Raw genomic sequence first — 24,882 nt, forward strand, 5'->3', positions numbered from 1 at the left:
TTTGAAACCCCGCCCTTCAGGGCGGTGAGCTGGGACCCCGGCCTGAAGGCCGGGGTTTCAGCGATTCTTTGGGAGGGGTGCAAACCCCTTCCAAAAGTGTTCAGCCAAACCGGCCTGAAGGCCGGTTGTGGACAGTTGCTCCATCGTAGCGCAGCCTGAAGCAACTTCAAGCGTGGTGCGTGGGCCAGCGTACGACCGAGCCGCGCTGACATTCACGCGCGGGCAACGCTTTACGGCTGCAAAACCCGTTCCGGGCTCGGTGCGGCATGGCTAGGCGGCCCGCCGTGTCCGTGCGCGCGAAAAACGTCAATTAATTTCAATAGAACCGGCGTTTCCTACAGAGTATGATTCGAATCCTGCAGGCCGGCGCCCGTGGTGAAAACGCAGTCAAGCGCTTGCTTTTGCGGCCGCGCGACGCATCGCACGTCGTGGCGGCGAGCGCATTCAGGGAGGCAGGTGACCCATGCATCACCCCGACGCCGCATTCACACATCGCGGATATTTGCTCAATTGCGCGCCCGCGAGGGCGGGAGACGGCACTTATCAGCCTTACGTCGTGATATCGCGTTCGAGCGACGGTGAGCTCGTCGCGAACCGTTTCTTCCCCAACGAACTGCGTTTCAGCGACGAAGGCGCGGCTATCGCCCACGCGCGCGACTGGGCCGTTCGCTGGATCGACGCGAGCAGCATGACCGTTTGACGCGCGCAGGAGCGCGCCGCCGGCGCACCCTCCTATGCATACGAAACGACCGTTTGCGCAATGACGCATAAAACGCGGTAATCTCTTCGCATCCATCCATTACGAAGCCGCATCGTCGCCGTTTTCATCATCATGCCGAACTCGCCTTCCCGCCACTGGGGTCTAGACCAAATCGTGGCCGATCTGCGCGCATCGCGCGAAGCGTTGCATCGCACGCGCCATCCCCGAGGCATTCGCGAATTGCCGTCGCGCACGGCCATCGTCGGCATCGTCGAAAACTTGCGTGCGGTCATGTTTCCCACGCACTACGGCACGCCCGATCTAACCGACGAAAGCGTCGACTACTATGTGGGCCAGACGCTCGAAAACACATTGCGTCTGCTGTGCGAGCAGGTGCTGCGTGCGCTTCGGTTTCTGCCCGAGCACGTCGATACGCCGCGGCCCGAGCTCGAAACGCTCGCCTTCGAGATCACGCGCTCGTTCGGCACACAGCTGCCGAACATTCGCGCGATGCTCGTCTCCGATATCCAGGCCGCTCACGCGGGCGATCCGGCGGCTCAGCACATCACGGAAATTTTGCTGTGCTACCCCGGCGTCCTCGCGATCATGCATCATCGGCTCGCGCATGCGCTGCACCAGCTCGGCGTGCCGCTGCTTGCGCGCTTCATCAATGAGATCGCGCACTCCGCCACGGGTATCGACATCCACCCCGGCGCGCAGATCGGCCGCAGCTTCTTCATCGACCACGGCACCGGCGTCGTGATCGGCGAGACGGCGATCATCGGCGAGCGGGTTCGCGTGTATCAGGCCGTGACGCTCGGTGCGAAGAGCTTTCCGGCCGATGCCGACGGCGCGCTCGTCAAGGGCCATGCCCGGCACCCGATCGTCGAGGACGATGTCGTGATCTATGCGGGCGCGACCATTCTCGGCCGCGTGACGATCGGACGCGGTGCGGTGATCGGGGGCAACGTGTGGCTCACACACAGCGTGGCGCCCGGGACGAACGTATCGCAAGGCAACGTGCGCGAGGGCGGCCGCGCCGACGATCCCGCCCAGCCGCGCGCTCGCGTGCGCCGATGAACCGCGGGCGCGTCGTCATGCATCGCAGCGCCGTCGCCGGCGTGCAGGCGACGACGGCCGATACGGCGCAATCGTTTGGCCGCCATTCGCACGATGCGTTCGGCGTGGGTGTGGTGTGGCGCGGCGCGCAGCGCTCGGCCAGCGGCCGCGGCCCCGTCGAAGCGCGCGCCGGCGACGTCATCACGGCCAATCCGGGCGAAGTGCACGACGGCACAGCGTTCGACGAGCGCGGCCGTGCTTGGCGCATGCTCTATTTCGATCCCGCATTGGTGTACGACGTCGCGCGCGAATTGGGCGTCGCGGCGCCGACTGCGATCGAATCCGTGCGGCCCGTGCTGCACGATGCTGCCTTTTTCAGCGACTTCGAGTATGCCTTCGCCGCGGTGGCCGGCGCGCCCGACGTCTTCGATGAAGCGCTCGCGCGCGATGCCGCGCTTTACGCCCTGACGACACGGTTCGTGCGCGGCCATACGACCGCACGGGTGCGCATACCCGCGGCTGGGCCGGCGGGAGACGCCAGCGCATCGATCCGGCGCGCGAAAGAGCGTATCGACGACGATCCGTGCGAGCCGGTGACCCTCGAGGGACTCGCCGCGGAGGCGGGCATGAGCCGCTTTCAACTCTTGCGCGGCTTTGCGCGCGAGATGGGCTTGCCGCCTCATGCCTATTTGATTCAGCGTCGACTTGCGCTCGCGCGCCGCTTGATCGAGCAGGGCATGCCGCTCGCCGACGCCGCGGCCGGCGCCGGCTTTGCCGACCAAAGCCATATGACGCGCGCGTTCATGCGCGCCTTCGGCGTCACGCCGGCGCAATACGCCGGGGCCGTTCGCTAGGCGATGCGTCGAAGCCTGCAGCGGTCGCGTCAATCGTCGATCGAGCGTGGCCCCGCATGCACGCTTTCTCGTTGCAATTTCGTTCAAGACCGGGCCGATATGCCCGCCTAAGCTGCATCGCATCTTTTGCATATAGGAGCGATGCGATGGGCTCGCGTTTGACCGGCTATTTCTATTGCGCGCTCGCGATGATCGGGGTGGGCAGTACCGTGGTGGCGAGCAAGATGATCGCGCATGGTCTGCCGCCGTTCACGGCGACGGCGTTGCGCTTCGCGATCGCCTTGCCGCTGTTCGTGCTGCTGATGAAGCTGACGCATCAGCGATGGCCGCGCGTGAGCCGCGGCGAAGCGGTGTTGCTGGTCGTGCAATCGGCTTCGGGCAGCGTGGGCTATACGGTGCTGCTGTTGATCGGCATGCGGCTGACGTCGGCCACCGACGCCGGTGTGATCGCCGGCACGCTGCCCGCCGTGGCGGCGCTGGTCGCGGTCGTCGCGCTGCGCGAGCGGCCCGGCGCCTTGACGATCGGCGCCGTTGCATTGGCCACCGCAGGCGTGCTCATCTGCACCGTGCGGGCAGACGATTCGGCCCCAACGGCCAGCGCTGCGACGACCTGGCTCGGCAACGTTTGCATCGTCGCGGCCGTGCTGTGCGAAGCGCTTTTTATTCTGCTCAACAAGCGCCTACGCACGAGCGTGACGCCGTTGCAGATGTCGACGTTGATGTCCGGTATCGGCCTCGCGCTGTCGCTGGTCCCCGCGCTGATCGAGCGTCCATGGACGTTCGGATACGACGGGCCGGCGGTTGCGGGCGTGGTGTATTACGCGCTCGTGCCGACCGTCGCCGGCTTTCTGCTGTGGTTCGCGGGCGCCGCTCGCATCGCCGGTGCGCAGGCCAGCGCGCTGACGGCTTTCGTTCCGATGTCGGCCGCTGTGTTTGCGGCCGTCGTGCTCCACGAGCGCGTCACGGCGGCGCAATGGGGGGCGATGGCGTGCGTGCTCGCCGCGGTGTTGCTGATCGCATGCGACGGAGCGCACCTTGGCAAGCGGGCGCGCGTTTCGCTCGTCAAGTATTGGGCACGCTGAGGCCGCCGGGATTGCCCACGATGGCCAAAAATTCACGCCGTGTCGACGGATCGTCGCGGAACGAGCCGAGCATGCGCGAGGTCACCATCTGCACCCCGGGCTTGTGGACGCCGCGAGTCGTGATGCATTGATGCGCGGCTTCGAGAATCACGCCGACGCCTTTGGGCTGCAGGATTTCGTTGAGCGCATCGGCGATTTGCACCGTCATCTTCTCTTGAATCTGCAGCCGTTTCGCAAATGCGTCGACGAGGCGCGCAAGCTTGGAGATGCCGACGACGCGGTGATCCGGTAGGTACGCGACGTGCGCCCGGCCGATGATCGGCACCATGTGATGCTCGCAATAGCTTTCGAAGCGAATGTCCTTGAGCACGACCATTTCGTCGTAGCCATCCACCTCGGAGAACGTTCGGGCGAGAATTTCACGCGGGTCGTACGAGTAGCCTTTGAAGAATTCCTCGTAGGCGCGAACGACACGGGCCGGCGTATCGAGCAAGCCTTCGCGCGTCGGGTCGTCGCCGGCCCAGCGCAGCAGGACGCGCACGGCGTCTTCCGCCTCGCCGCGCGTCGGGCGCACGGCCACCGACGCTTGCGCGCGCTTGGTTCGCTTGCTTGCCTGGGCTTGGTCGCCTTTCTTCGCTCGGGATCCTTCCTTCATCGTTCGCTCCTCGTTTGCTTCGCCTGCGCGATACTCGGTACTTCGAAATGGGGCCATTGTTCCACGATTTCGGCGGCGCTGGGGGTGTCGGCGTCAGCGCTTGTGCGCGTCTTCGCTTGCCGTAGCACAATACGGTGCGCCGGCCTCAACTCGTTCCACCTCGCCGAGGAAATCCGTCATGCCTTTCGCCACCATCAACGGAATTGCCCTTCATTACCGCGTCGATGCGGCGGGGCGTGGCGATGCGCCATGGCTCGTGCTCGCGAACGCGCTCGGCGCGGACCTGACGATGTGGGCGCCGCAGATTGCCGATTTTTCCTCGCGGTTTCGCGTCTTGCGTTTCGATACGCGTGGTCTCGGCTGCTCCGACGCTCCCCCGGGGCCTTACACGATCGAGCAGTTGACCGACGATGCAATTGGCTTGTTCGACGCCATGTCGATCGAGCGCGCCCACTTCTGCGGGCTCTCGATGGGCGGATTGTTGGGCATTGCGCTTGCGGCGCGCCGGCCCGAGCGGGTGGACCATCTCGTGCTCGCGCACACGGCCGCCCGAATCGGCACGCCCGACGTGTGGGCTCAACGCGCGCGTCAAGCCCGCGAGCAAGGGGCGGGCTCGCTTGCCGATGCCACGCTGCAGCGCTGGTTCAGTCCCGCGTTCGCGGCGCGTCAGCCCATTGTCGTAGCGGCTATTCGCGATGCGTTCGTCCATATGGACAGCGAAGGATATGCCGCCAACTGCGAGGCCATCGGGGCGGCGGATCTGAACGTCCAGGCGGCCGGCATTCGGGCGCCGACGCTCGTCATGACGGGCAACGCCGATCCGTCGGTTGCGCCCGAGCTCAGTCATGCGCTGGCGCAAGCCATTGCCGGCGCGCGCTTCGTGCAATTGGAGGCGCAACATTTGTCGAACATCGAACGGGCAGACGAATTCACGCGCACGGTGCTCGAATTTCTGGGCGCGTAGCCACCGGCCCAGCGGTGTAGGCCGGCGCGGGCCGACCGTCGGCGGGGCGGCTGGCGGCGGTGCGCGCCCGCCGCGGCCAGCGTGCTACTCCTCGGCGTCGTGTTCCGCCACGAAGCGCAGCAGGTAGGCGCGCAATGCCGCTTCGAGCGCGCGGTGATCGGCGACGCTCTTCGCGCCGGCCTCCGCCTCCTGGCCGAACAGGCTCGGCGGGGCGTCGTACAGGCCTACTTCGAATCCTTCTCGCAGCACGCGAATTTCATGCGCGCTTTCCAGATATTCGGCCACCCAATGTATGCCTTCGATATGGGCGCCTGTGCGAACCGGTGCGGTCATCGGAGCCTCCTGTCGCGAATGGCGTCAGCGCCAACGAAACAAGGGTACGCCACTCTCGCACCGGGCGCACGCGGGAAGTGACCGCAGGCGCGCGCTTAGTCTTAGTGACTGATCGCCTCGAGCGAGCGGCCTTTCGTGGACGGTCCGAGCAGGATCATGCAGATGCCGACGACCATCGACGCGCCGATGAACACAGCCACGCCCGGTACGCCGTACTTGTGCAAGAGCACGCCGATCGCCAGGCCCGCGAATGCCACGGCGAGCCGGCTCCACGAATAGACGAAGCCCACGGCGCGCGCGCGGACGCGGGTCGGGAACAGTTCGGCTTGATAGCCGTGATACGCATACGACATGACATTGGCCGCGAGCGTGAACAGCACGCCGAGCAAGATGAGCAGCCCGGGCGCAGACGCTTGCGAGAACAGCGCGATCACGATGCCCATGATCAAGAGGCCGCCGCAGATCTGCGTCTTGCGTTCGATCTTGTCGGCGAACAGCGTGCCGAGCAGCGGGCCGAACGGATTGGCGATCGCGATGATGAACGCGTATTGCAGGCTCGTCGTGACATGGACGCCGCGGCTGATGAGCAGCGTGGGGACCCAGGCGGCGAAGCCGTAGAAGCCGATCGCCTGCGCCATGTTGAAGATCGAGAGGATGATCGTGCGCTTGATGTAGAGCGGCCCGAAAATCTCGCCGAACGACCCGCGTCCTTCCATTTCGTTGCCGATCGGCTGCGGCGCCGCAAGCTTGATGCCTTTCTCGGCTTCGACGCGTCGCTCGATGTCGGCGACGATGCGCTCCGCTTCGTCCATGCGTCCTTGGCGCGCGAGCCAGCGCGGGCTTTCGGGAACGTTGCGGCGGATGATCCAAACGAAGACGGCGCCGAGGGTGCCGATCAGAATGACCACGCGCCAATAGTCGAGGCCGAAGGGGTGCGTGTCCTTCAGGATGAAAGCGAGAAACGCCACGATCGGTACGACGCAGAACGTGATGAACTGATTGACCGCATAGGCCCGGCCGCGTTCGCCGCTCGGAATCAGTTCGGAGATATAGGAATCGATCGTCACGAGTTCGACGCCGATGCCGATACCGGCCACGAGCCGCCACAGGTTGATGGCTTGCCCCGAATGCTGAAACGCCATGATGGCGGTGCAAACGACGTACCAAACCAACGACCAGGTGAAAATGAACCGCCGGCCGAAACGATCGGCGACGAAGCCGAACACGAGCGTGCCGAGCCACAGGCCGGCGAAGGTCGCAAAAACGAAGGTGCCGAAGCCCGCGACGGCGATCGGCGCGAGCGCCGCGAAAATGCCGAGCGATTCGGGTTTGAATAAGCCGGACTGCACCATCCCCGGCGCCACATAGCCCGTGAAGAATAAATCGTAAAACTCGAATACGCCGCCGAGCGAAATGAGCATCACCATCGTCCAGACGGTGCGCGACGGCGGCAGGCGGTCGAACCGCGCCGCGATTGCTAGGGATTGCTGATTGGTCATCTGCGCCTCTTTCCGTTCTTTTCCGTTTTGCTGTCGAGTGCCTTGAAATGCCTTCGAATGCCTTTCTATCGGCATACGCGAAGGCATAGGCGAACCGATACGGCAACCGGGGCGGGCGCCCCGCCGCACGACTCTCTCATGTCGTCAACTACTTAACAATGGGTGGGAATACGGACCGCGGAGCGGGGAGGGGGATTCGTAATGCACCGAATTCGCACCGAATATGACCTAAATTAAGAGCGCAAGCCGAGCGCGCGGCGGAAAGCAAAAAGATCTGATCGCCGGTGTCGAAAACGCGCGCGCTCGCACGTCGTGGGAATGGAGCCTCTCGGAACACGCGAAAACAAGCGCGGGCGAACGCGCCGCTTGACGTCCCCGCCCGCGAGGCCCATTCATTAACCATGTACTGACAATGGAGCGCCCCAAAATGACCTCAGCCGTCAAACCGATTCCGGAAGGTATGCACACCGTCACGCCGCAGCTCGTCTGCGCGAACGCCGCCGAGGCGATCACGTTCTATACGAAGGCGTTCGGCGCCATCGAACTGTTTCGAATGACCGGCCCGGGCGGCGGGATCGCGCATGCGCAAATCAAGATCGGCGATTCGGTCGTCATGCTGACGGAAGAAAGCCCGGACTGCGGCTCGGCCGGCCCGAAGACGCTGAAAGGCTCGCCCGTCAGCCTCTACCTCTACTTCGAAGATGCCGACAAGGCATTCGATCGCGTGGTATCCGCCGGCGCGAAAGTCATGATGCCGCTCGCCGACATGTTCTGGGGCGATCGCTGGGGATATGTCGAAGACCCGTTCGGCCATCTTTGGCACATCGCGTCGCGCAAGCGCGAGCCGAGCATGGAAGAGATGCAGCGGGCCATGGCCGAGATGCCGGGCAACAAAGCGTAAGCGCTGGGCCGGTTGACTGCGCCCCCGGGCGGCGGCGGGACCGGGGCCGCCGCCCGGCTACTGAAGCCCGTCCGGGGCATCGCTGCACACGCGGCGCAGACACGTTCGCAACCAGCGATGCGCACAGTCGCCGTCCAAGCGCGGGTGCCAGATCTGCGAGACCGTGACCCCCGGCGTCTTCACCGGCAGGCGGAACGTATGCATTCCTTGGCGCGCCGCTTCCGTTTGCCGTTCCGGCACGTTGGCGACCAGATCGGATGTGCGCGCCAACGCGAGCGCATCGGGAAAGCTCGGGACGATCACGCTGACGATGCGTTTGGTTCCCATCTCGCGCAGCGCATCGTCGATCGGCCCGAACGGATGGCCCCGACGCGATACGCTGACGTGCCGATAGGCGCTGTAGCGTTGCGCGGTCACGTCGTGTTCTGCAAGCGGATGCCCGAGACGCACGACGCCCACGAACGTGTCGCGAAACAGCGCTTGTACGCGCAGCTCGGGCGCCATGTTGCTCACGGCGCCGACTTCCAGATCGGCGATGCCGTCGCGCAGCATCGACCCGTTCGTATCGGGCTTCGCGGCAAAGCGCAGCATGACGAGCGGCGCTTGCTCCTCGACGAGCGCGGCGATACGCGCACCGTACCGTTCGATGAAGCCGTCGTTCGCTCGAATCGTAAACGTACGTTCGAGTGAAGCGAGATCGAGACGTATCGACGGACGCAAAACGTTTTGCGCATCGGCGACGACGGCGCTCACCTTGCCGCGCAATTCGAGCGCGAGCGGAGTAGGCACGAGGGTATGGCCCGCGCGCACGAGCAGCTGATCGCCCATGACGATGCGCAAACGCGCCAGCGCGCGGCTCATGGCGGAGGGACTGAGCTCGAGCCGCTGGGCGGCGCGCACGACGCTTTGCTCGGTGAGCAGCACATCGAGCACGACAAGCATATTCAGATCGATCGAAGTCATGGCGGCCGCCGACGAAAGCGCCATTCATGGCGTTGTACTCATGAATATAGTGCGCTTTACGCATCTTCCGCAGTGCCGCAATTGAGATTATGCTGAACTCCGATATATAAAAAGCGGTACAGGTGTTCATGCCTTTTTCCACCACTCCACGGCCTTGCGAGGTGCGGTTCCGAAACCGCATATGCTGAACGGCTCATGCCTCCAACGTATCGCTGATCCTGTTTTTTCTTTGCCCCTCATCGAAGGAGCGGGGGGCTTTTTCTTCGAATACGCCGTCCCGCTTCTCTCGGATGCGGCGTGCATCGCCGTTGCTGTCAAGCGATCGGCATCGGTGCATGGTGCAGGTGACGTTGGGATGTTTGCTTTCTTAGCGGAGCAGAAAATGGAGCAACTGATGAAGCGCGAGGCGTCCGTGCCGCCTCTGCCGTTGCGCGGCGATGCGAGGGGAGTATCGCCGCTGAGCGAGCGCGAATGCGAAGTGTTGAGGTGGGCCGCGGCGGGCAAGACGTCGTGTGAAATCGGCATGATTCTCGGGGTGACCGAACGAACCATCAATTTTCATGTGGCCAGTGCGATCTCCAAGCTCAACGCATCGAACAAGACCCACGCCGCCGTCAAGGCGCTCATGCTGGGCATTATCGCCTTCGGTTAGCTTTCCCCTTCCGCTCGACGAAGCGAGGGCGCGTCGCTTTTGTGTGCCTCTCGCTTCCCCGCATCCGCCATGCCGTTCGGCACCAATCAGCGCTTTAATCGATCATGCCCGGCTTTGAAACCGTTTCACCCCCGTCTTGATGACGTCGATCGTCATCGACGCAAGGAAAGCTTGCTAAAGCGCAAACGTTTGCACCTGTTGCCCGGCAAAACCGATGAACTTTTACAACAGTTATTGACAACAGAGACTGCATCTGAATTGAAAGGAAAAGGAAAGGCAAAAGATTGTGACATGAAAGTAATATTCTTTCACCGAGTATCGACATCTTTGCCGGCGTCTCTAGCACTGACAACGGTGCACCGAGGTTGCATCGAGGGCCGGCGCTTCCTTTCAACGCGATCGAGCACACCGCCAGCCCGGCATCCGAGTCCCTCCTCGGGCAGCGCCCGATAGCTTTTTCAATTCGATTTATCGGTTAAATCTTGATACGATCCGCTTCGCTATTCCGAGGGTGCCGCTAACGTGCCGTATTCCGTGGCGGAGCGAATTTAAATAATCAACGAGAGCGCCGAGCGCGAAGACCGCCATTGAAGCGGTCAAGACGCATCGGCGAAAAAGACCAATGCAACTGCGGATACACCGTGCGGGGTTCACGGACGAGACCGTCGAGACCCAGCCAACACCTGCGTCATGCTTTGACCAGTGGCCACGCCTGAGCTCAATCGCGTTAGTCGCGAATGGAGCTCTGTCTTTCGCGCATTCGCGCGGTAGAACCATCGAACGCTAGTTAGTTTTCCGAATCGCCCTTCGCGTAATGGCGCTGCTTGCCCGTTCAGGTCGAGCCGCGGACGGCATGCCGATGCGTGATCGTCGGCGTGGTTGGCGATTCGCACGCTCTACAGAAAAATGAAGTCGATACGAATGCATAACGACCAGGACCAGGTCGGATCGAGAGAGCCAGCGAATGCGGGGGCCGAGCGGCATGACGTCATACATGCAAGGTCGCGCGCGCTCGCGTGCGTGATGGTGTTAGCCGGGCTGCTCGGCGCGATGGCGCCGGCATGCGCACGCGCGCAAGCGCAAGCATCGCCGCAGGTGCCGGATCGGATTTCCAATCAATCCGCCAGACTGCTCGACCTCGAAGAACAGCATCGTCGCGCGCAGCAGCAAGCGACCGAGCGAGAGCGGCAAGCGAACGCGCCGAAGGTCGATCTGCAAGGGCCCGGCGACAAAGAGCCTGTGGACGATGGGCTCGTCCCCACCGAAAGTCCTTGCTTCAAGGTCGACGAAATCAAGCTCGCGATGCCGAAAGGCCTCGGCAAAGCGGTCGAACAAGCCGGCGAGCGCGCGTTATCGCCGGACCCGCTCTTTCCGGGGAAGCTCTCGTTCGCCTCCGCTTACCTCCAGCGCTATCGCGGTCAGTGCATCGGCCGCGACGGATTGAACCTGATCGTGCATCGCCTGTCGGCGTTGCTGCTCCAAAAGGGCTACACGACCACGCGCGTGCTGATTGCGCCGCAGGACTTGTCGAACGGAAAGCTGACGCTGGAGCTCGTCCCGGGAACGATCGGCCACATTCGCTTCAAGGACGCGGGCACTTACGGGACATGGCGCAACGCGTTCCCCACGCACGACGGCGACTTGCTGAATTTGCGCGATATCGAGCAAGGGCTCGAGCAAATGAAGCGCGTATCGAACCAAGACGTCGATATGCAAATCGTGCCCGGCGAATCGACGGGAGAAAGCGATGTCGTGATCTCCGTGAAACGTCTGAAGCCATGGACGCTGTCTGTGAGCGTGGACGACAGCGGGCTGAAGTCGACCGGTCAGTTTCAAGCGAGCGCCAACTTAGCAATCTACAACCCGCTCGGGCTGTCCGACATCTTCAATATCAGCTACAACCACGATCTCGACGGGCACCCTGGACAATACGGTACGCGCGGAGACAGTGCGTTTTATGCGATCCCCTGGGGCAACTGGACTTTCACGGCCACCGCGAGCCAGTACCACTATCACCAGCAAATCGCGGGCGCGTTCGCCGATTTCGTCTCGAGCGGCTTGTCGAAAACATTCGACTTGAAGGCCGAGTATCTGGTGTACCGCAATCAGGTGCAGAAGAACTCGCTCTCGTTCAGAACGGGCAAGTACTTCAGCCAATCGTTCATCGACGGTTCGCCGATCGACGTGCAGCATCGCGACAACAGCTACGCGGAAGTGGGCTGGGAGCACAAACACTTTTTCGGCGCGGCGCAGTTCGACAGCACGCTGGCGTACCGGTGGGGAACGCCTTGGTTCGGCGCGCAATGCGATCCTGTCAGTACGACGCCTTCGGCCGCTCCGACCTTCTACTACCACATCGAAACGCTCGATGCGACGTTGAGCGCGCCGTTTCAATTCGCCGGCGTGCCGTTGCGCTATTCCATGACGGTGAGGGCGCAGAACTCGTCCAGCGTCTTGTATCCGACCGAATACTTTTCGATCGGCAGCCGCTACACCGTTCGCGGCTTCGACGGAAACACCATGCTGTCCGCGGAAAAGGGCGCGTTCGTGCGCAACGATCTGGAGGCGCCGCTGTTCCACACGGGGCAGACGCTGTATCTCGGCGTGGACGGCGGCGAGGTCTTCGGCCCCGAAGCGCAGAACCTGCTTGGCCGACGCTTGGCCGGCGCCGTGATCGGTTTGCGCGGCAGCCCATTCAAAAACGTCTTCTACGACGTCTTCATCGGCGGCCCGCTCTATCAGCCCGCTCGTTTCCCCAATCACTGGCCCGTCGCGGGCTTCAGCCTGAGCTTCCAAATCTGACATGAACCGACTTCGTTATCACGTCATTTTCAATGCGGCCCGTGGACTGTGGATGGCCGTTCAGGAAACCGCGACGAGCTTCGGCAAAGGTCGTGCAGCCGGGCGTGCGGGGCGTTCCGATGGCATTGCCGATGTACCGGTGCGCGCGGCATTGCGATCGCTCGTTCGCGGCGTCGTCGCGGCCGTCATAGGCGCGTGGGCGATTCAGCCTGTGGTCTCGTTCGCGCAGGTAAGCGCTGCGCCGACCGCACCGGCCGCCAATCGCCCCGCAGTCGGTCAAGCGCCCAACGGCGTGCCGCTCGTGCAGATCACGACACCCAATGCGGCCGGGGTGTCGAACAACGTCTTTTCGCAGTACAACGTCGGCCAGAACGGCTTGATCCTCAACAACTCGCCAGGCACGACGCAGACGCAGCTTGGCGGTTACGTTGCCGGCAATCCCTACCTCGCCAATGGCAGCGCTCACGTCATCGTGAACCAGGTCGTCGGCGGCAATCCGTCTCAGCTACTGGGCTACACGGAGGTCGCGGGGGCGCGTGCCGAAGTCGTCATCGCCAATCCGAGCGGCATCTACTGTAACGGGTGCGGGTTCATCAATGCGACGCGGACCGTCTTGACGACCGGCATGCCGGTCTTCGGCGGATCGGGCAGCCTCGATGCTTTCCATGTGACGGGCGGCCAAATTCAAGTCGGCAGCGCGGGCTTCAATGGGAGCAACATCGATCAAGTCGACCTGATTGCGCGCAGCGTGCAGATCAACGGCAAGCTGTGGGCCGGCAAGCAGCTCAACGTCGTCACCGGTGCGAACGACGTCGCGTACGGCGATCTCGGCGCCAAAGCACTGGCGTCGGACGGCAATTCGCCGGCTGTCGCCATCGACGTGTCGCAACTCGGCGGCATGTACGCGGGGAAGATCACGCTCGTCGGCACGGAGGCGGGCGTTGGCGTGAACAGCTTGGGCACGATTCAGGCGCAAGCCGGCGACGTTCAACTGAGCAACGCGGGCAAGGTCACGCTTGCAGGCAGCACGAGTGCGAGCGGCAACGCCCATATTCAAGCGGCGGGCGACGTATCGAACAGCGGCGAGATCTATGCTTCGCAAACCGCTAGCGTCAGCAGCCAAGCGCGCGTGTCCAATAGCGGCACGATCGCCGCGCTTGGCAATACGTCGATCAGCGGCGCGGGCATTGTATCCACGGGTGCGTTGGGCGCGGGCGTCGATTCGAGCGGCCATGTAGGGGGAACGGGCAGCCTCGCGGTCGAGGCCTCGGGCGCGCTCGCCTCGACGGGACAGAACCTCGCGGGCGGCAATCTGGAGGTCAAGGGCAGCAGCGTCAACTTGACGGGCTCGCAAACGCTCGTCAACGGCTCGGCAAGTTTGACTGCAACGGGCGCGGGCGGCGATACCGGCAACGTCGACCAGACGCACGCGAGCGTCAGCGCGGCCGGGGCGCTCGATGTCAACGCCGCGGGCGCGTTGACGACCGATCAAGCGCAGGTGAGCGCGGGGCAGCTCGCGGTGACGGCGGGCAGTTTGTCCAATCGCGCGGGACAACTGCAACAGACGGGCGCCGGCAAAGCCACGGTTGCGGTAGCGGGAGACGTCGACAATACGCAAGGAACGATTCAGGTTGCCGGCGCCGCGTCGTTGACGGCGAACAACATAACGAACGCTGCCGGGCGCATCGTTTCGCTCGACAGCGACGGGCTCACGCTCGATGCGAGCGGTGCGATCGGCAATACGTCGGGCACGACGGCGCAGGGCACGGCGGGCGGCGTGATCGGCGGCAACGGCGACGTGACGGTGCACTCGTCGTCGCTGACGAACAGCGGGACGGTAACCGCGGGCCAAGCGCTCGATGCGACCGTCACGGGCTTGCTCGACAACAGCGCCGGGACGATGAACGGCACGGCGGTCACGGCCAATGCGGGCTCGCTCAAGAATGCAAGCGGAGCGATCAGCGGCTCGACGGTGTCGTTGACGATCCCGCAGCTCGACAACAGCAGCGGTCAGATCACGGCCAATCAGCTGACGATCGGCAGCACGAATCTTACGAACGAGCACGGCACACTGACGCAACTGGGTGCAGGGCCGATGTCGATGGCGGTCGGCAACGAGATCGACAACTCGAACGGCGGGCTGATCCAGACGAACAGCCAAGACTTGACGCTGACGCCGGCCAGCCTGAACAACAACGGCGGCACGATCACCCACGCGGGCACGGGAACGCTCACCATCGATGCTGCGAACGGCACGGGTGCGTTGAGCAACGTTTCGGGCACGATCGCGAGCAACGGCCAAGCGAGCGTAGCCGTTGGAATGCTCGCCAATGCGGGCGGATCGATTACGACCGGCGCGGCATTGACGGTGACGACGGGCGGCGATGTCGACAACACGCGAGGCACGATCCAGGCGGGCGGTGCAGCGTCGCTGACGGCCGCCAACGTGACGAACGCGGCTGGGCGCATCGTTTCGCTCAACAGCGACGGGCTGACGCTGAATGCGAGCGGCACGATCGGCAATACGTCGGGCACCACGGCACAGGGCACGGCGGGCGGCATGATCGGCGGCAACGGCAACGTGACGGTCCACTCGTCGTCGCTGACGAACAGCGCAACGGTAACGGCCGCACAAACACTCAATGCGACCGTCACCGGCTTGCTCGACAACAGCGCCGGGACGATGAACGGCACGGCGGTCACGGCCAATGCGGGCTCGCTCAAGAACGCGAACGGCGGGGCGATCAGCGGCTCGACGGTGTCGTTGACGATCCCGCAACTGGACAACAGCGGCGGTCAGATCACGGCCGATCAGCTGACGATCGGCAGCACGAACTTCGCGAACGAGCACGGCACACTCACGCAACTGGGCACGGGGCCGATGTCGATGGCGGTGAGCAACGCCATCGACAATTCGAACGGCGGGGTGATCCAGACCAACAGTCAGGACTTGACGCTGACGCCGGCGAGCTTGAACAACAACGGCGGCACGATCACGCACGCCGGGACCGGTACGTTGACGATCGACGCTGGGAACGGGGCGGGGACGCTGACGAACGTTGGCGGCGCGGTGACCAGCAATGGCGCGATCGAGATGACGGCGGCCGGTGTGGAGAACGGCGACGGCACCGTTGTATCGGCGAAGGCGTTGACCGTAACGACGGGCGGAGACATCGACAACACGCGAGGCACGATCCAAGCGGGCGGTGCGGCTTCGCTGACGGCCGCTAACGTGACGAATGCGGCAGGACGCATCGTTTCGCTCAATAGCGACGGGCTGACGCTCGATGCGAGCGGCGCAATCGGCAATACGTCGGGCACGACGGCGCAGGGCACGGCAGGCGGCGTGATCGGCGGCAACGGCAACGTCACCGTCCACTCGTCGTCGCTCACGAACAGCGGCACGGTAACGGCAGGCCAAGCACTCAATGCGACCGTCACCGGCTTGCTCGACAACAGCGCCGGGACAATGAACGGAACGGCGGTCACGGCCAATGCGGGCTCGCTCAAGAACGCGAACGGCGGGGCGATCAGCGGCTCGACGGTGTCGTTGACCATTCCGCAACTGGACAACAGCGGCGGCCAGATCACGGCCGATCAGCTGACGGTCGGCAGCACGAACTTCGCGAACGAGCACGGCACGCTGACGCAACTCGGTACGGGGCCGATGTCGATGGCAGTGAGCAACGCCATCGACAATTCGAACGGCGGGGTGATCCAGACCAACAGTCAGGACTTGACGCTGACGCCAGCGAGCTTGAACAACAACGGCGGCACGATCACGCACGCGGGCACGGGGACGTTGACCATCGATGCGGGAAGCGGCACGGGATCGTTCGCCAACGCCGGCGGCACAATCAGCAGCAATGGCGCGATCGATGTCGAGGCGGCGGGCGTTCAAAACGCTGGAGGCGCCATCGCATCCGGTAAGGGATTGACGGTAACGACGAGCGGAGACGTCGACAACACGCGAGGCACGATCCAAGCGGGCGGTGCGGCTTCGCTGACGGCAGCCAACGTGACGAACGCGGCGGGACGCATCGTTTCGCTCGATAGCGACGGGCTGACGCTCGACGCGAGCGGCGCGATCGGCAATACGTCGGGCACCACGGCGCAGGGTACGGCGGGCGGCGTGATCGGCGGCAACGGCAACGTCACCGTCCACTCGTCGTCGCTCACGAACAGCGGCACGGTAACGGCAGCCCAAACATTCAATGCGGCCGTCACGGGCTTGCTCGATAACAGCGCCGGGTCGATGAGCGGCGCCGCGGTCACGGCCAATGCGGGCTCCCTCAAGAACGCGAACGGCGGGGCAATCAGCGGCTCGACCGTGTCGCTGACCATTGCGCAACTGGACAACAGCGGCGGGCAAATCGCGGCCAATCAGCTGACGGTCGGCAGCACGAACTTCACGAACGAGCACGGCACGCTGACGCAACTCGGCACGGGGCCGATGTCGGTGGCGGTGAGCAACGCCATCGACAACTCGAACGGCGGGTTGATCCAGACCAACAGCCAGGACCTGACGCTGACGCCGGCGAGCTTGAACAACAACGGCGGCACGATCGCGCACGCCGGCACGGGCACCCTCACCATCCATGCTGCGAACGGCACGGGTGCGCTAACCAACGTGTCGGGCAAGATCATCGGCAACGGTGCGGCGAACGTCACAGCGGGCTCGCTGGACGACACCGCGGGGACGATCGCGGCCCGCGGCGCGATGTCGGTTGCCATCGCGGGTGCGCTGACCAACAACTCCGGTGCTCTTCTGCACTCCGACACGAGCCTCGTTGCGACGAGCGGTTCCGCGCTGTCGAACGTGGGCGGCCGGATCAACGTGGGTACGCCTGCCGGCGCGAGCAGCGCAAGCACGCTGAGCGTCACGGCCGCTTCCATCGACAATACGAATGGCTCCATGCTCAATGTCGGATCCGGCGCGACGACGATCTCGGGCACGAACCAGATCGTCAACAGCAATGCCGGCGGGGCGTCGGGTATGGGGAGCATCGGCGGGAACGGTGGCGTGACATTGACGAGCGCCGCGCTCACCAACACGCAGGGCGGCCAATTGAGCGGCGCCAATGTGCAGATCAACGCGGGCACGCTGAACAACACCGGCGGCTTGATCGGCAACATCGCGAACACGAGCGGCGATATCGGCATCTCGACGTCCGGCGTGGTCTACAACGGCTCGGGGCAAATCAGCGCCGCACGAAATCTGTCGTTGACGGCGAACACCGTATCCGGCGGCGGCGCATACAACGCCGCGGGCGACGTGACGCTGAACCTGCAAGGCAACTTTGCCAATGCGCCCGGCTATCAGTTCAACGCCGGAAACAGCCTGACGTTCAATCTGCCCGGTTGGTTCTCCAATAGCGGCACCCTCGTCACGTTCAACAATCTGACGATCAACGCAGGCAACATCGGCAATTCCGGTTCGATTACCGCGGGGGGCCTGCTGAAAACGAGTTCCGCCACGCTGACGAACACGGGTGCGATGGTCGGGGGAAGCGTTTCGCTGAACGCGTGGCAGAGCGTTGCCAACCTGGGTACGACCGCCTTGATCGGCGCGACCGACAGCGCCGGCTTGCTCGAAGTGCTGGCGCCGGACATCGAGAATCGCGACGACACCACGGCGGCCGATACGCAGGCGCAAACCATGATTTACGGCCTGGGCCGCGTCGCGCTCGCGGGCGGCAAGGATGCGAACGGCAATTACACGAAGGCCAATCTCATCACAAACCAGTCGGCGCTGATCCAATCGGACGGCGACATGCTGCTTGCCGCCAGTCTGGTCAATAACACGCGGCGCCAGATGAGCACGTCCGGCTTCACGTCGCAGGTCGATCCGAATCTGCTGGCGAGCATGGGCATCAGCCTGTCGGGCCGGACTGGCCAGGTGGGGGTGGCCGATCCGAACAGCATCGGCGGCGTCTATGTCGATCCGCCGCACGGCGGGCAGTGGAACAGCACTTACGAGTTCACGACATACACGGGCGTGGCCATGGCCAACACCGTGACGGCCGTCAGCCCGAAGTCGCAGCTCATTTCGGGAGGCAATCTGTATGCCTCGTCGGTCGACAACTTCCAGAACTACTGGAGCCAAGTGGCCGCCGCGGGCAATATTGCGAAGCCGGTCAATATCGACCAGCAGAGCTGGCACGGCCAGACGGGACCGCAGGTGCAGGTCACCTACTCTGGCGAGTACCACTACAACAACTACGACGATACCGAGCACGATTGGCAATTGCCGTTCGGCGACGCAGGCTTCGTCACCGGCATTCCTGGTAGCAACTACGCGCAAAAGGCGCCGGCCGACGTTCGTACGTACGCATTGCCCGGCTATGAATCGACCTGGGTCGCTAACGGCGCAATCAGCGGTGCAGGCGGGACGATCAACAACACCGGCGGCAATGCAGGCGTGACGCCGCTTGGCCTGACTCCGGGCCAGACATTGGCCACGACGAACGCGAACTCGGCCAGCGGTATCGTCGCGGGCGGCGGCTCCGTCGCCGATGGATCGTCGTTCCAGGCGATCATTCACGGGGCCCCCGGCGACCCGATGCATCTGTCGTCGACGAGCGGCGGCGCGTCTTCCGTGAGCGGGGCGGCCGGGCATGGCGGGGTATCGAACGCCGCGAACGCCGCATCGACCGTGCGCGGCAGCATCGCCGCGCCGGACCCGGCGCTCGGCAATGCAACGGCTTTGCCCGTCCTGACGAACCTGACCGTGCCGCAAGGCGGATTGTTCAAGCCGGACACCGCGCCCAGTGCGCCGTATCTCGTCGAAACGAATCCGGCGTTCACGAATTTGCATCAGTGGTTGTCGAGCGACTACTACTTCCAGCAAATGGGCATGGATCCGGGGATGATCCAAATGCGTCTGGGCGATGGCTTTTACGAGCAGCATCTCGTGCAAAGCCAAATCATGTCGCTGACGGGCAGGAGCGTGCTGACGAATTACGCCGATACGCAAAGCGAATTCCAAGCGCTCATGGCTTCGGGCGCGGCGCTGGCGAAACAACTGAACCTAGCGCCGGGCATGGGCTTGTCGGCGCAGCAGGTGGCGAGCCTCACCGGCAACGTCGTCATCATGCAGACGGCGGTCGTCGACGGGAAGTCGGTGCTCGTGCCTGTCGTGTACCTCGCGAAGGCCAGCCAGGAAAACATGGGCAACGGTCCCGTGATCGCGGCGACCGACATCGATCTCGAGAATACGCAGGGCATCGCGAACAGCGGGACGATTCGCGCGGCCAACAGCTTGACGCTGACGGGCCAGAGCATCGACAGTTCATTCGGGGCATTGCAAAGCGGCGGTCAAACGACGCTTGCCACGGTGGGCGACATCAACTTGACCTCCGGCACGATAAAAGCCGGAAGCCTTGCGGTGAATGCGGGCGGGAACCTGACGCTCGATACGGCGGTGAAGACGCTCTCGCAGGTGAGCGACACCGGCGCCACACGCGTGACGGGTACGCTTGGGCCTACGGCCAGCATCGACGTGCAGGGCAACGCCGCGATCGTTACCGGCGGAAACTTCGAGCAACACGCTGGCGTGCTGAACGTGGGCGGTACGCTGGGCATGAGCATCGGCGGCAACTGGAATCTTGGCGTCCAACAGACGGGCGAAACGAAGTCGGTCGAGCGCGCGAACGGCGTATCCAACACGCATTTCGTCAACGATACGGGCAGCAGCGTGAAGGTGGGCGGCGTATCGACGATCGCGGTGGGCGGCGATCTGACCGCGACGGCCGCCACGATGAAGCTCGGCGGCGGCGGTACGCTCGCCGCGGGCGGCGACGTGACGTTGCAGGCCGCGGTTGCGACGTCGACGATCGACAGCAACAGCGCTGGCAGCGACCATCACGGAAGCTACAACGAGACATTGCACACCTCCGACGACGCAGTGACCGGCACTACGTTGAGCGGCGGCGGCAACCTGAACATCGTGTCCGGCAAGGACATCAACGTGACGGGCAGCACGATCGACCTCGATAAGGGCAAGCTGCAGATGGCGGCGACCGGCGACGTCAATATCGGCGCGGTGACGGAAACGCACAGCATCAACGCCGATCAAAACTCGTCGCACAGCGGTTTTGCGAGCAGCACGAAGAAGACGGATCACGTTCATGAAACGACGACGCTTGCCGACGGCAGTGCGATCTCCGCCGATGCCGTGAGCGTGTACAGCGGAAAAGACCTGAACGTGACGGGCAGCAGCATCGTCGCGACGAGCGATGTCGCCTTGAACGCAAAGGGCAACGTCAATATCACTGCCGCCACGAGCACGTATCAGGACACCGAATTCCACGACGTCAAGCATTCGGGGTTTTCGGGGACGGGCGGAATCGGCATCAGTTACGGCTCGAGCGAGACGAAGGATAACTACGCTGAAACCAGCGTGACGCAGAGCCAGTCGCGCAGCACGATCGGCAGCGTTGCAGGCAATGTCACGATTGCATCCGGCAAGGACGTGCACATCGGCGGCAGCGATGTCGTCGCCGGCAAGGCGCAGGACGATACGACGGGCCTCACCGGCAACATCGCGATTCAAGGACAAAACGTCACGATCGATCCGGGCCGGGACACGGATCACATGCACGACGAGCAATCGACGCATTCGAGCGGAATCTCCGTGGCGGTCACGGGCACGCCGCTCGATACCGTGCGCAACCTTAGGGCCGATGCGTCGTCCGGAAATGCATTCCACCGTACGCAGGGCGTGCTGAACGAGATCGGGGCGAGCGCGGGGGACATCCCGTCGGTCTCCGTTTCGTACGGAAGCAGCAGCAGTTCGAGCACGACCGATAGGTCGAGCTTGGCCAACTCGGGCAGCGCGATTCGCGGCGCCGGCAACGTGTCGATCACCGCAACGGGCGGTGCGATCAAAGATGCTCAAGGTGCACCGGTGGACGGCGACCTGACCGTCGTCGGATCGACGATTACCGCCGGCGGTACGACGACGTTGGCTGCCAATCGCGACGTGACGTTGCAGGCGTCGACGGATCAGCTGCAGCAGAGCATGCAGTCGAGCAGTTCTAGCACGGGCTTCTCGCTCGCGACCCCGAGCCCTGGCGATTTCGCTCGGTGGATGGCCGGTACGGCGAACAGCGGCGGGACAAGTCCATCACCGTACAACGCCAGCCGCAGCAGTTCGAACGGCAACGAAGCGCAGACGGTGCAAACGTCGACGGTGGTAACGGGCAACAGCGTCGTGGTGCAAAGCAAGACGGGCAATATCAACGTCATCGGCTCGGGAATCAGCGGGACGCAAGGCGTCGATCTGGTCGCAACCCAGGGCGCGATCAACGTATCCGCGGGGCTCGACACGAATACGAGCCATCAGGAGTCGAGTAGCCGCACGATCGGCAGCTTGGGCAGCAATGGGACGGCGACGGGTTTCAGCGTGGGCGTGGCGAGCAGCCACAGCGTGCAGGATGCGGCGCAGCAGACGCAGAGCAACATTCGCAGCCAGATCGTGAGCGGTAGCGGCAGCGTGACGCTCGACGCCAAGCAAGACCTGACCGTGGCGGGCGCTGATGTGAGCGCCGGCAAGGATCTGACGCTGATCGGCAAAAACGTCATTCTGGATCCGGGCACGGACGCGATGCAAACGAGCATGAGCCAAAGCTCGAGCCAATTCGGCGTGACCCTGGCGCTTGGCGGTGCGGCCGGCAACGCGATTGCCGCGGTAAATCAAGCGATGGATCAGGCCAGCCATACGAAGGACAAGCGGCTGGCTGCGCTTGACGTGGCACAGGCGGGGTTGGCGGTGGAGAACGCCGTCAAGGTCGCGGATCAATACGCTTCGAAAGGCATGTCGGGGCAGCCGCTCGTCAAGGCGACCGTCAGCATTGGCGGCGGCACGAGCCATAGCGAATCGCAAAGCGGTACGGTGGCGAACGACGGGAGCACGTTGCATGCTGGCGGCACGGTCGACATCGTGGCGACGGGCAGCGGCGCGAAAGATGCGAGCGGCTTTGCAACCGACGGAGACATCACGGCGCGAGGCACGCAGATTTCCGGGCAGGACGTGACGTTGAACGCCGCACGCGACATCAACTTGGAGAGCGCGAAGGATACGAGCGAACAGAAGAGCAGCAACAGCAGCAGCGGCGGCAGCATCGGCGTCGGCCTTAGTTTGGGCGGACAGCAAAACGGTTTCACGATCGAGCTGGCCGCGAACATGGCGAAGGGCAACGCGAACGGCAACAGCGTGACGAACCGGGACACGCAGATAGCCGCGAGCAATACGCTGACGATGACGAGCGGGCGAGACGCGAACCTGCGCGGTGCGGAGGTGGCTGGCAATACGGTCGACGCGAATGTGGGCCGCGATTTGAATGTACAGAGCCCGCAGGACACGAGCAAATACGACAGCAAGCAAACGAGCGCCGGGTTCCAGGCGAGTATCTGCATTCCACCGTTTTGCTGGGGGCAAACGGTGAGCGGCAGTGCGAGCGTGAGCGACCAAACGATCAAGGACAACTACCAGTCGGTCAATCAGCAATCGGGGATCTACGCGGGCAACGGCGGATTCAATATCAACGTGGGCAATCACACACAGTTGGACGGCGGCGTGATAGCCAGCACGGCGAGCGCGGACAAGAACAGCCTGTCGACGCAGACCTTGGACTACTCGAATCTGCACAACGAGGCGAGCTATTCGGGCTCGAGCATGGGGTTCAGTGCGAGCGTGGCTGGGGGTAAGACCTCTTCAGATGGGACGGTGTCGTTTACGAACCCGGTGCAAACGGGCAACGCGTCGGGCGGGCCGTCTAATTCGTTGGGATTGGGGCCGACCGGATTCGGCGGGGCAGGCGTGAGCAAGAACTCGTCGGGTACGACGTACGCGGCGGTTAGCCCCGGCACGATTACCGTGCGCGGTGACGCAGGGACGGGGCGCGACAGCACGCAAGGCTTAAGCCGCGATACGAAGGATGCGAACGGGTCGGTGGCCAATACGTTCGATGCGCAGAAGGTGCAGGACGATTTGGCGATTCAGTCGCAGACGGCGCAGGTTGGGATGCACGTGGCGGGGGATATTGCGCAGCATCTCGAAGACGAAGCGCTTGATAAGGCGAAGGCCGCGGGCGATCGTCTTCAGAAGGCCAAGGATGCTGGCGACGATGCAGCTGCGCAACAAGCGCAAGCGGACCTCGATGCGGCCAATGCCGATGCTAAGCTTTGGAGCGACAACGGCGGGGCTGGGCGGATGGGCCTGCATGCGATCGTTGGAGTCGTAGGTGCGGCGTTGGGGGGCGGGAGCGTCCCGGGAGCGCTGGGCGGCACGCTTGCCGGTGATTTAGCGAGTGCGGCCGTGAGCCCGGCGCTGAGCGGTACGCTGGGTGGGACGCTGTTGACGAATCTGGTGTCGGGCCTGGCCGGTGCGGCGGTGGGCGGTGCGCTCGACGGCACCGCCGGCGCGATGAGCGGGGCCAACGGGGCGTTGGGGGCGGATCTTTACAATCGGCAGTTACATCCGGATGAGAAGGCGAAGATTCATGAGCATGCAAATGGCGACGCGGCGGAAGAAAAGAAGCTGACGGAAGCGGCCTGCTATCGGGTGCAGTGCTGGGCGCAATACTCGCCGAACAGCAATGAATGGTTGCAGAACTACGTAAGCCCGCAAGATGCGGCTGGTTTGACATCGGAGTTGTCGTGGGTCGATAGCCAGCGGGTACCAGGCGGGCAGTTCGATTACACGCTTGGGCAGCGGGCAACGGATATCGGTCTTAGCCAGTGGGATCAGTTCTCGCGGGGCGTGCAGCAGTTCGGGCAGGATGTGCGGAACTTGCCGCACGATTTCGTGCACCAGGTTCCGCAGTATCCGAACCACGCTCAAGGCGATGCGAATCCGCTGGTCGATGTGACGAACGGGGGTAATGGAACCCCCCCGACGGCCACGGCAGTGGTCACGCCGGCGCCGTGCCCGGTGGGTCCGGGCGCATGTGGGATGATTGTGACGCCTGTTATTTCGCCTGGCGCGCCGATCTTGTCGAACGGAGGCAACAGCGGGGATGACAGTACGTCATCGAACGCAAACGTGGGCGGTAATTCGCAAGGTGGTAATGGCGTCGATGTGTCGCTTCGATACAAGGATGGTTGGACCGACGCGCAACGTGCTGCTGCCGACGCAAAGGTCCAAGCGCTGAACAATGCGGATCTGACGGTCACTCCTCCTCAGCGGTCTGGAACTTCAGCATCCAGCCGGTATAAGGCCGCTGGCGGAACCGTACCGCAAGGCAGCGACGTAGACCATACTGTCGACTTACAATTGGGCGGTGCGGACAATTTGTCCAACATGGCACCGTTGGACTCAAGCGTGAATCGTAGCCTCGGGGCTCAGGTCCAGCAGCAGATTAAAGGCTTGCCACCAGGTACTCCTATCAATGGTGTCACTATCAGGGACCGCTAG

Annotated in this window: 13 protein-coding genes; 9 read left to right on the top strand and 4 right to left on the bottom strand. The window is 63.7% G+C overall.

The window, feature by feature from the left end; translation table 11 throughout:
* Positions 1-463 precede the first annotated feature (463 nt).
* From ACTHNR_RS09155 to ACTHNR_RS09170, 4 genes are all read left to right on the top strand, one after another.
* Positions 464-700, top strand: a complete 237-nt coding sequence (locus tag ACTHNR_RS09155; RefSeq protein WP_440547264.1) for a hypothetical protein — start codon at positions 464-466, stop codon at positions 698-700.
* Positions 701-832: 132 nt separating this feature from the next.
* Positions 833-1,780, top strand: a complete 948-nt coding sequence (gene epsC / locus ACTHNR_RS09160; RefSeq protein ID WP_440547265.1) for a serine O-acetyltransferase EpsC — start codon at positions 833-835, stop codon at positions 1,778-1,780.
* The gene (locus ACTHNR_RS09165; RefSeq protein ID WP_440547267.1) at positions 1,777-2,613 is read left to right on the top strand and encodes an AraC family transcriptional regulator; all 837 of its coding nucleotides are present in this window, start codon (positions 1,777-1,779) and stop codon (positions 2,611-2,613) included. The genes epsC and ACTHNR_RS09165 overlap by 4 nt, the downstream gene beginning before the upstream one ends.
* Positions 2,614-2,759: 146 nt before the next feature.
* A complete protein-coding gene (locus tag ACTHNR_RS09170) occupies positions 2,760-3,695 on the top strand; it encodes a DMT family transporter (protein ID WP_440547268.1) in 936 nt (311 codons plus the stop codon).
* Here the strand turns inward: ACTHNR_RS09170 and folE are convergent.
* On the bottom strand, positions 3,676-4,350 hold the full coding sequence (gene folE / locus ACTHNR_RS09175; protein ID WP_440547269.1) for a GTP cyclohydrolase I FolE: 675 nt from the start codon (positions 4,348-4,350) through the stop codon (positions 3,676-3,678). The two genes, ACTHNR_RS09170 and folE, sit on opposite strands and share 20 nt — an antisense overlap.
* Before the next feature lie 178 nt (positions 4,351-4,528).
* On the opposite strand from folE, the gene pcaD reads away from it, so the two are divergent.
* Complete coding sequence (pcaD, locus tag ACTHNR_RS09180; RefSeq protein WP_440547270.1) at positions 4,529-5,314, top strand: 3-oxoadipate enol-lactonase; 786 nt, start codon at positions 4,529-4,531, stop codon at positions 5,312-5,314.
* A gap of 84 nt (positions 5,315-5,398) precedes the next feature.
* On the opposite strand, the gene ACTHNR_RS09185 is transcribed toward pcaD, so the two are convergent.
* Together ACTHNR_RS09185 and ACTHNR_RS09190 are read right to left on the bottom strand one after the other, a co-directional pair.
* Positions 5,399-5,647: a hypothetical protein gene (locus ACTHNR_RS09185; protein ID WP_440547271.1), complete on the bottom strand. Its 249-nt coding sequence runs from the start codon at positions 5,645-5,647 to the stop codon at positions 5,399-5,401.
* Between the two features lie 101 nt (positions 5,648-5,748).
* Positions 5,749-7,074 carry an MFS transporter gene (locus ACTHNR_RS09190; protein WP_440547314.1) on the bottom strand — a complete coding sequence of 442 codons (1,326 nt, stop codon included), beginning with the start codon at positions 7,072-7,074 and terminating at the stop codon, positions 5,749-5,751.
* Positions 7,075-7,573: 499 nt separating this feature from the next.
* Here ACTHNR_RS09190 and ACTHNR_RS09195 point away from each other — a divergent pair, with 499 nt between their 5' ends.
* The gene (locus ACTHNR_RS09195) at positions 7,574-8,047 is read left to right on the top strand and encodes a VOC family protein (protein WP_440547272.1); all 474 of its coding nucleotides are present in this window, start codon (positions 7,574-7,576) and stop codon (positions 8,045-8,047) included.
* Between the two features lie 57 nt (positions 8,048-8,104).
* Here the strand turns inward: ACTHNR_RS09195 and ACTHNR_RS09200 are convergent, their stop codons facing one another.
* Positions 8,105-9,010 (bottom strand): LysR family transcriptional regulator, encoded by a 906-nt coding sequence (locus tag ACTHNR_RS09200; protein WP_440547273.1) that lies wholly within the window; start codon positions 9,008-9,010, stop codon positions 8,105-8,107.
* A gap of 181 nt (positions 9,011-9,191) precedes the next feature.
* Between ACTHNR_RS09200 and ACTHNR_RS09205 the strand changes: the two genes are divergently transcribed.
* From ACTHNR_RS09205 to ACTHNR_RS09215, 3 genes are all read left to right on the top strand, one after another.
* Positions 9,192-9,662 carry a helix-turn-helix domain-containing protein gene (locus ACTHNR_RS09205; protein ID WP_440547274.1) on the top strand — a complete coding sequence of 157 codons (471 nt, stop codon included), beginning with the start codon at positions 9,192-9,194 and terminating at the stop codon, positions 9,660-9,662.
* A 921-nt stretch (positions 9,663-10,583) separates the two neighbouring features.
* On the top strand, positions 10,584-12,464 hold the full coding sequence (locus ACTHNR_RS09210) for a ShlB/FhaC/HecB family hemolysin secretion/activation protein (protein ID WP_440547275.1): 1,881 nt from the start codon (positions 10,584-10,586) through the stop codon (positions 12,462-12,464).
* A gap of 1 nt (position 12,465) precedes the next feature.
* Positions 12,466-24,882, top strand: a complete 12,417-nt coding sequence (locus tag ACTHNR_RS09215; protein WP_440547276.1) for a hemagglutinin repeat-containing protein — start codon at positions 12,466-12,468, stop codon at positions 24,880-24,882.

Source organism: Trinickia sp. (assembly GCF_051954495.1).
In the GTDB taxonomy this organism is placed as follows: Bacteria; Pseudomonadota; Gammaproteobacteria; order Burkholderiales; family Burkholderiaceae; genus Trinickia.

Excerpts from the sequence above, each read along its gene's own strand:
- ACTHNR_RS09170 (WP_440547268.1), top strand. The coding sequence starts at position 2,760 with ATGGGCTCGCGTTTGACCGGCTATTTCTATTGCGCGCTCGCGATGATC.
- ACTHNR_RS09165 (WP_440547267.1), top strand. The coding sequence starts at position 1,777 with ATGAACCGCGGGCGCGTCGTCATGCATCGCAGCGCCGTCGCCGGCGTG.
- ACTHNR_RS09155 (WP_440547264.1), top strand. The coding sequence starts at position 464 with ATGCATCACCCCGACGCCGCATTCACACATCGCGGATATTTGCTCAAT.
- ACTHNR_RS09205 (WP_440547274.1), top strand. The coding sequence starts at position 9,192 with ATGCTGAACGGCTCATGCCTCCAACGTATCGCTGATCCTGTTTTTTCT.
- pcaD (WP_440547270.1), top strand. The coding sequence starts at position 4,529 with ATGCCTTTCGCCACCATCAACGGAATTGCCCTTCATTACCGCGTCGAT.
- ACTHNR_RS09185 (WP_440547271.1), bottom strand. The coding sequence starts at position 5,647 with ATGACCGCACCGGTTCGCACAGGCGCCCATATCGAAGGCATACATTGG.
- ACTHNR_RS09190 (WP_440547314.1), bottom strand. The coding sequence starts at position 7,074 with ATGGTGATGCTCATTTCGCTCGGCGGCGTATTCGAGTTTTACGATTTA.
- ACTHNR_RS09195 (WP_440547272.1), top strand. The coding sequence starts at position 7,574 with ATGACCTCAGCCGTCAAACCGATTCCGGAAGGTATGCACACCGTCACG.
- ACTHNR_RS09210 (WP_440547275.1), top strand. The coding sequence starts at position 10,584 with ATGCATAACGACCAGGACCAGGTCGGATCGAGAGAGCCAGCGAATGCG.
- ACTHNR_RS09215 (WP_440547276.1), top strand. The coding sequence starts at position 12,466 with ATGAACCGACTTCGTTATCACGTCATTTTCAATGCGGCCCGTGGACTG.
- ACTHNR_RS09200 (WP_440547273.1), bottom strand. The coding sequence starts at position 9,010 with ATGACTTCGATCGATCTGAATATGCTTGTCGTGCTCGATGTGCTGCTC.
- folE (WP_440547269.1), bottom strand. The coding sequence starts at position 4,350 with ATGAAGGAAGGATCCCGAGCGAAGAAAGGCGACCAAGCCCAGGCAAGC.
- epsC (WP_440547265.1), top strand. The coding sequence starts at position 833 with ATGCCGAACTCGCCTTCCCGCCACTGGGGTCTAGACCAAATCGTGGCC.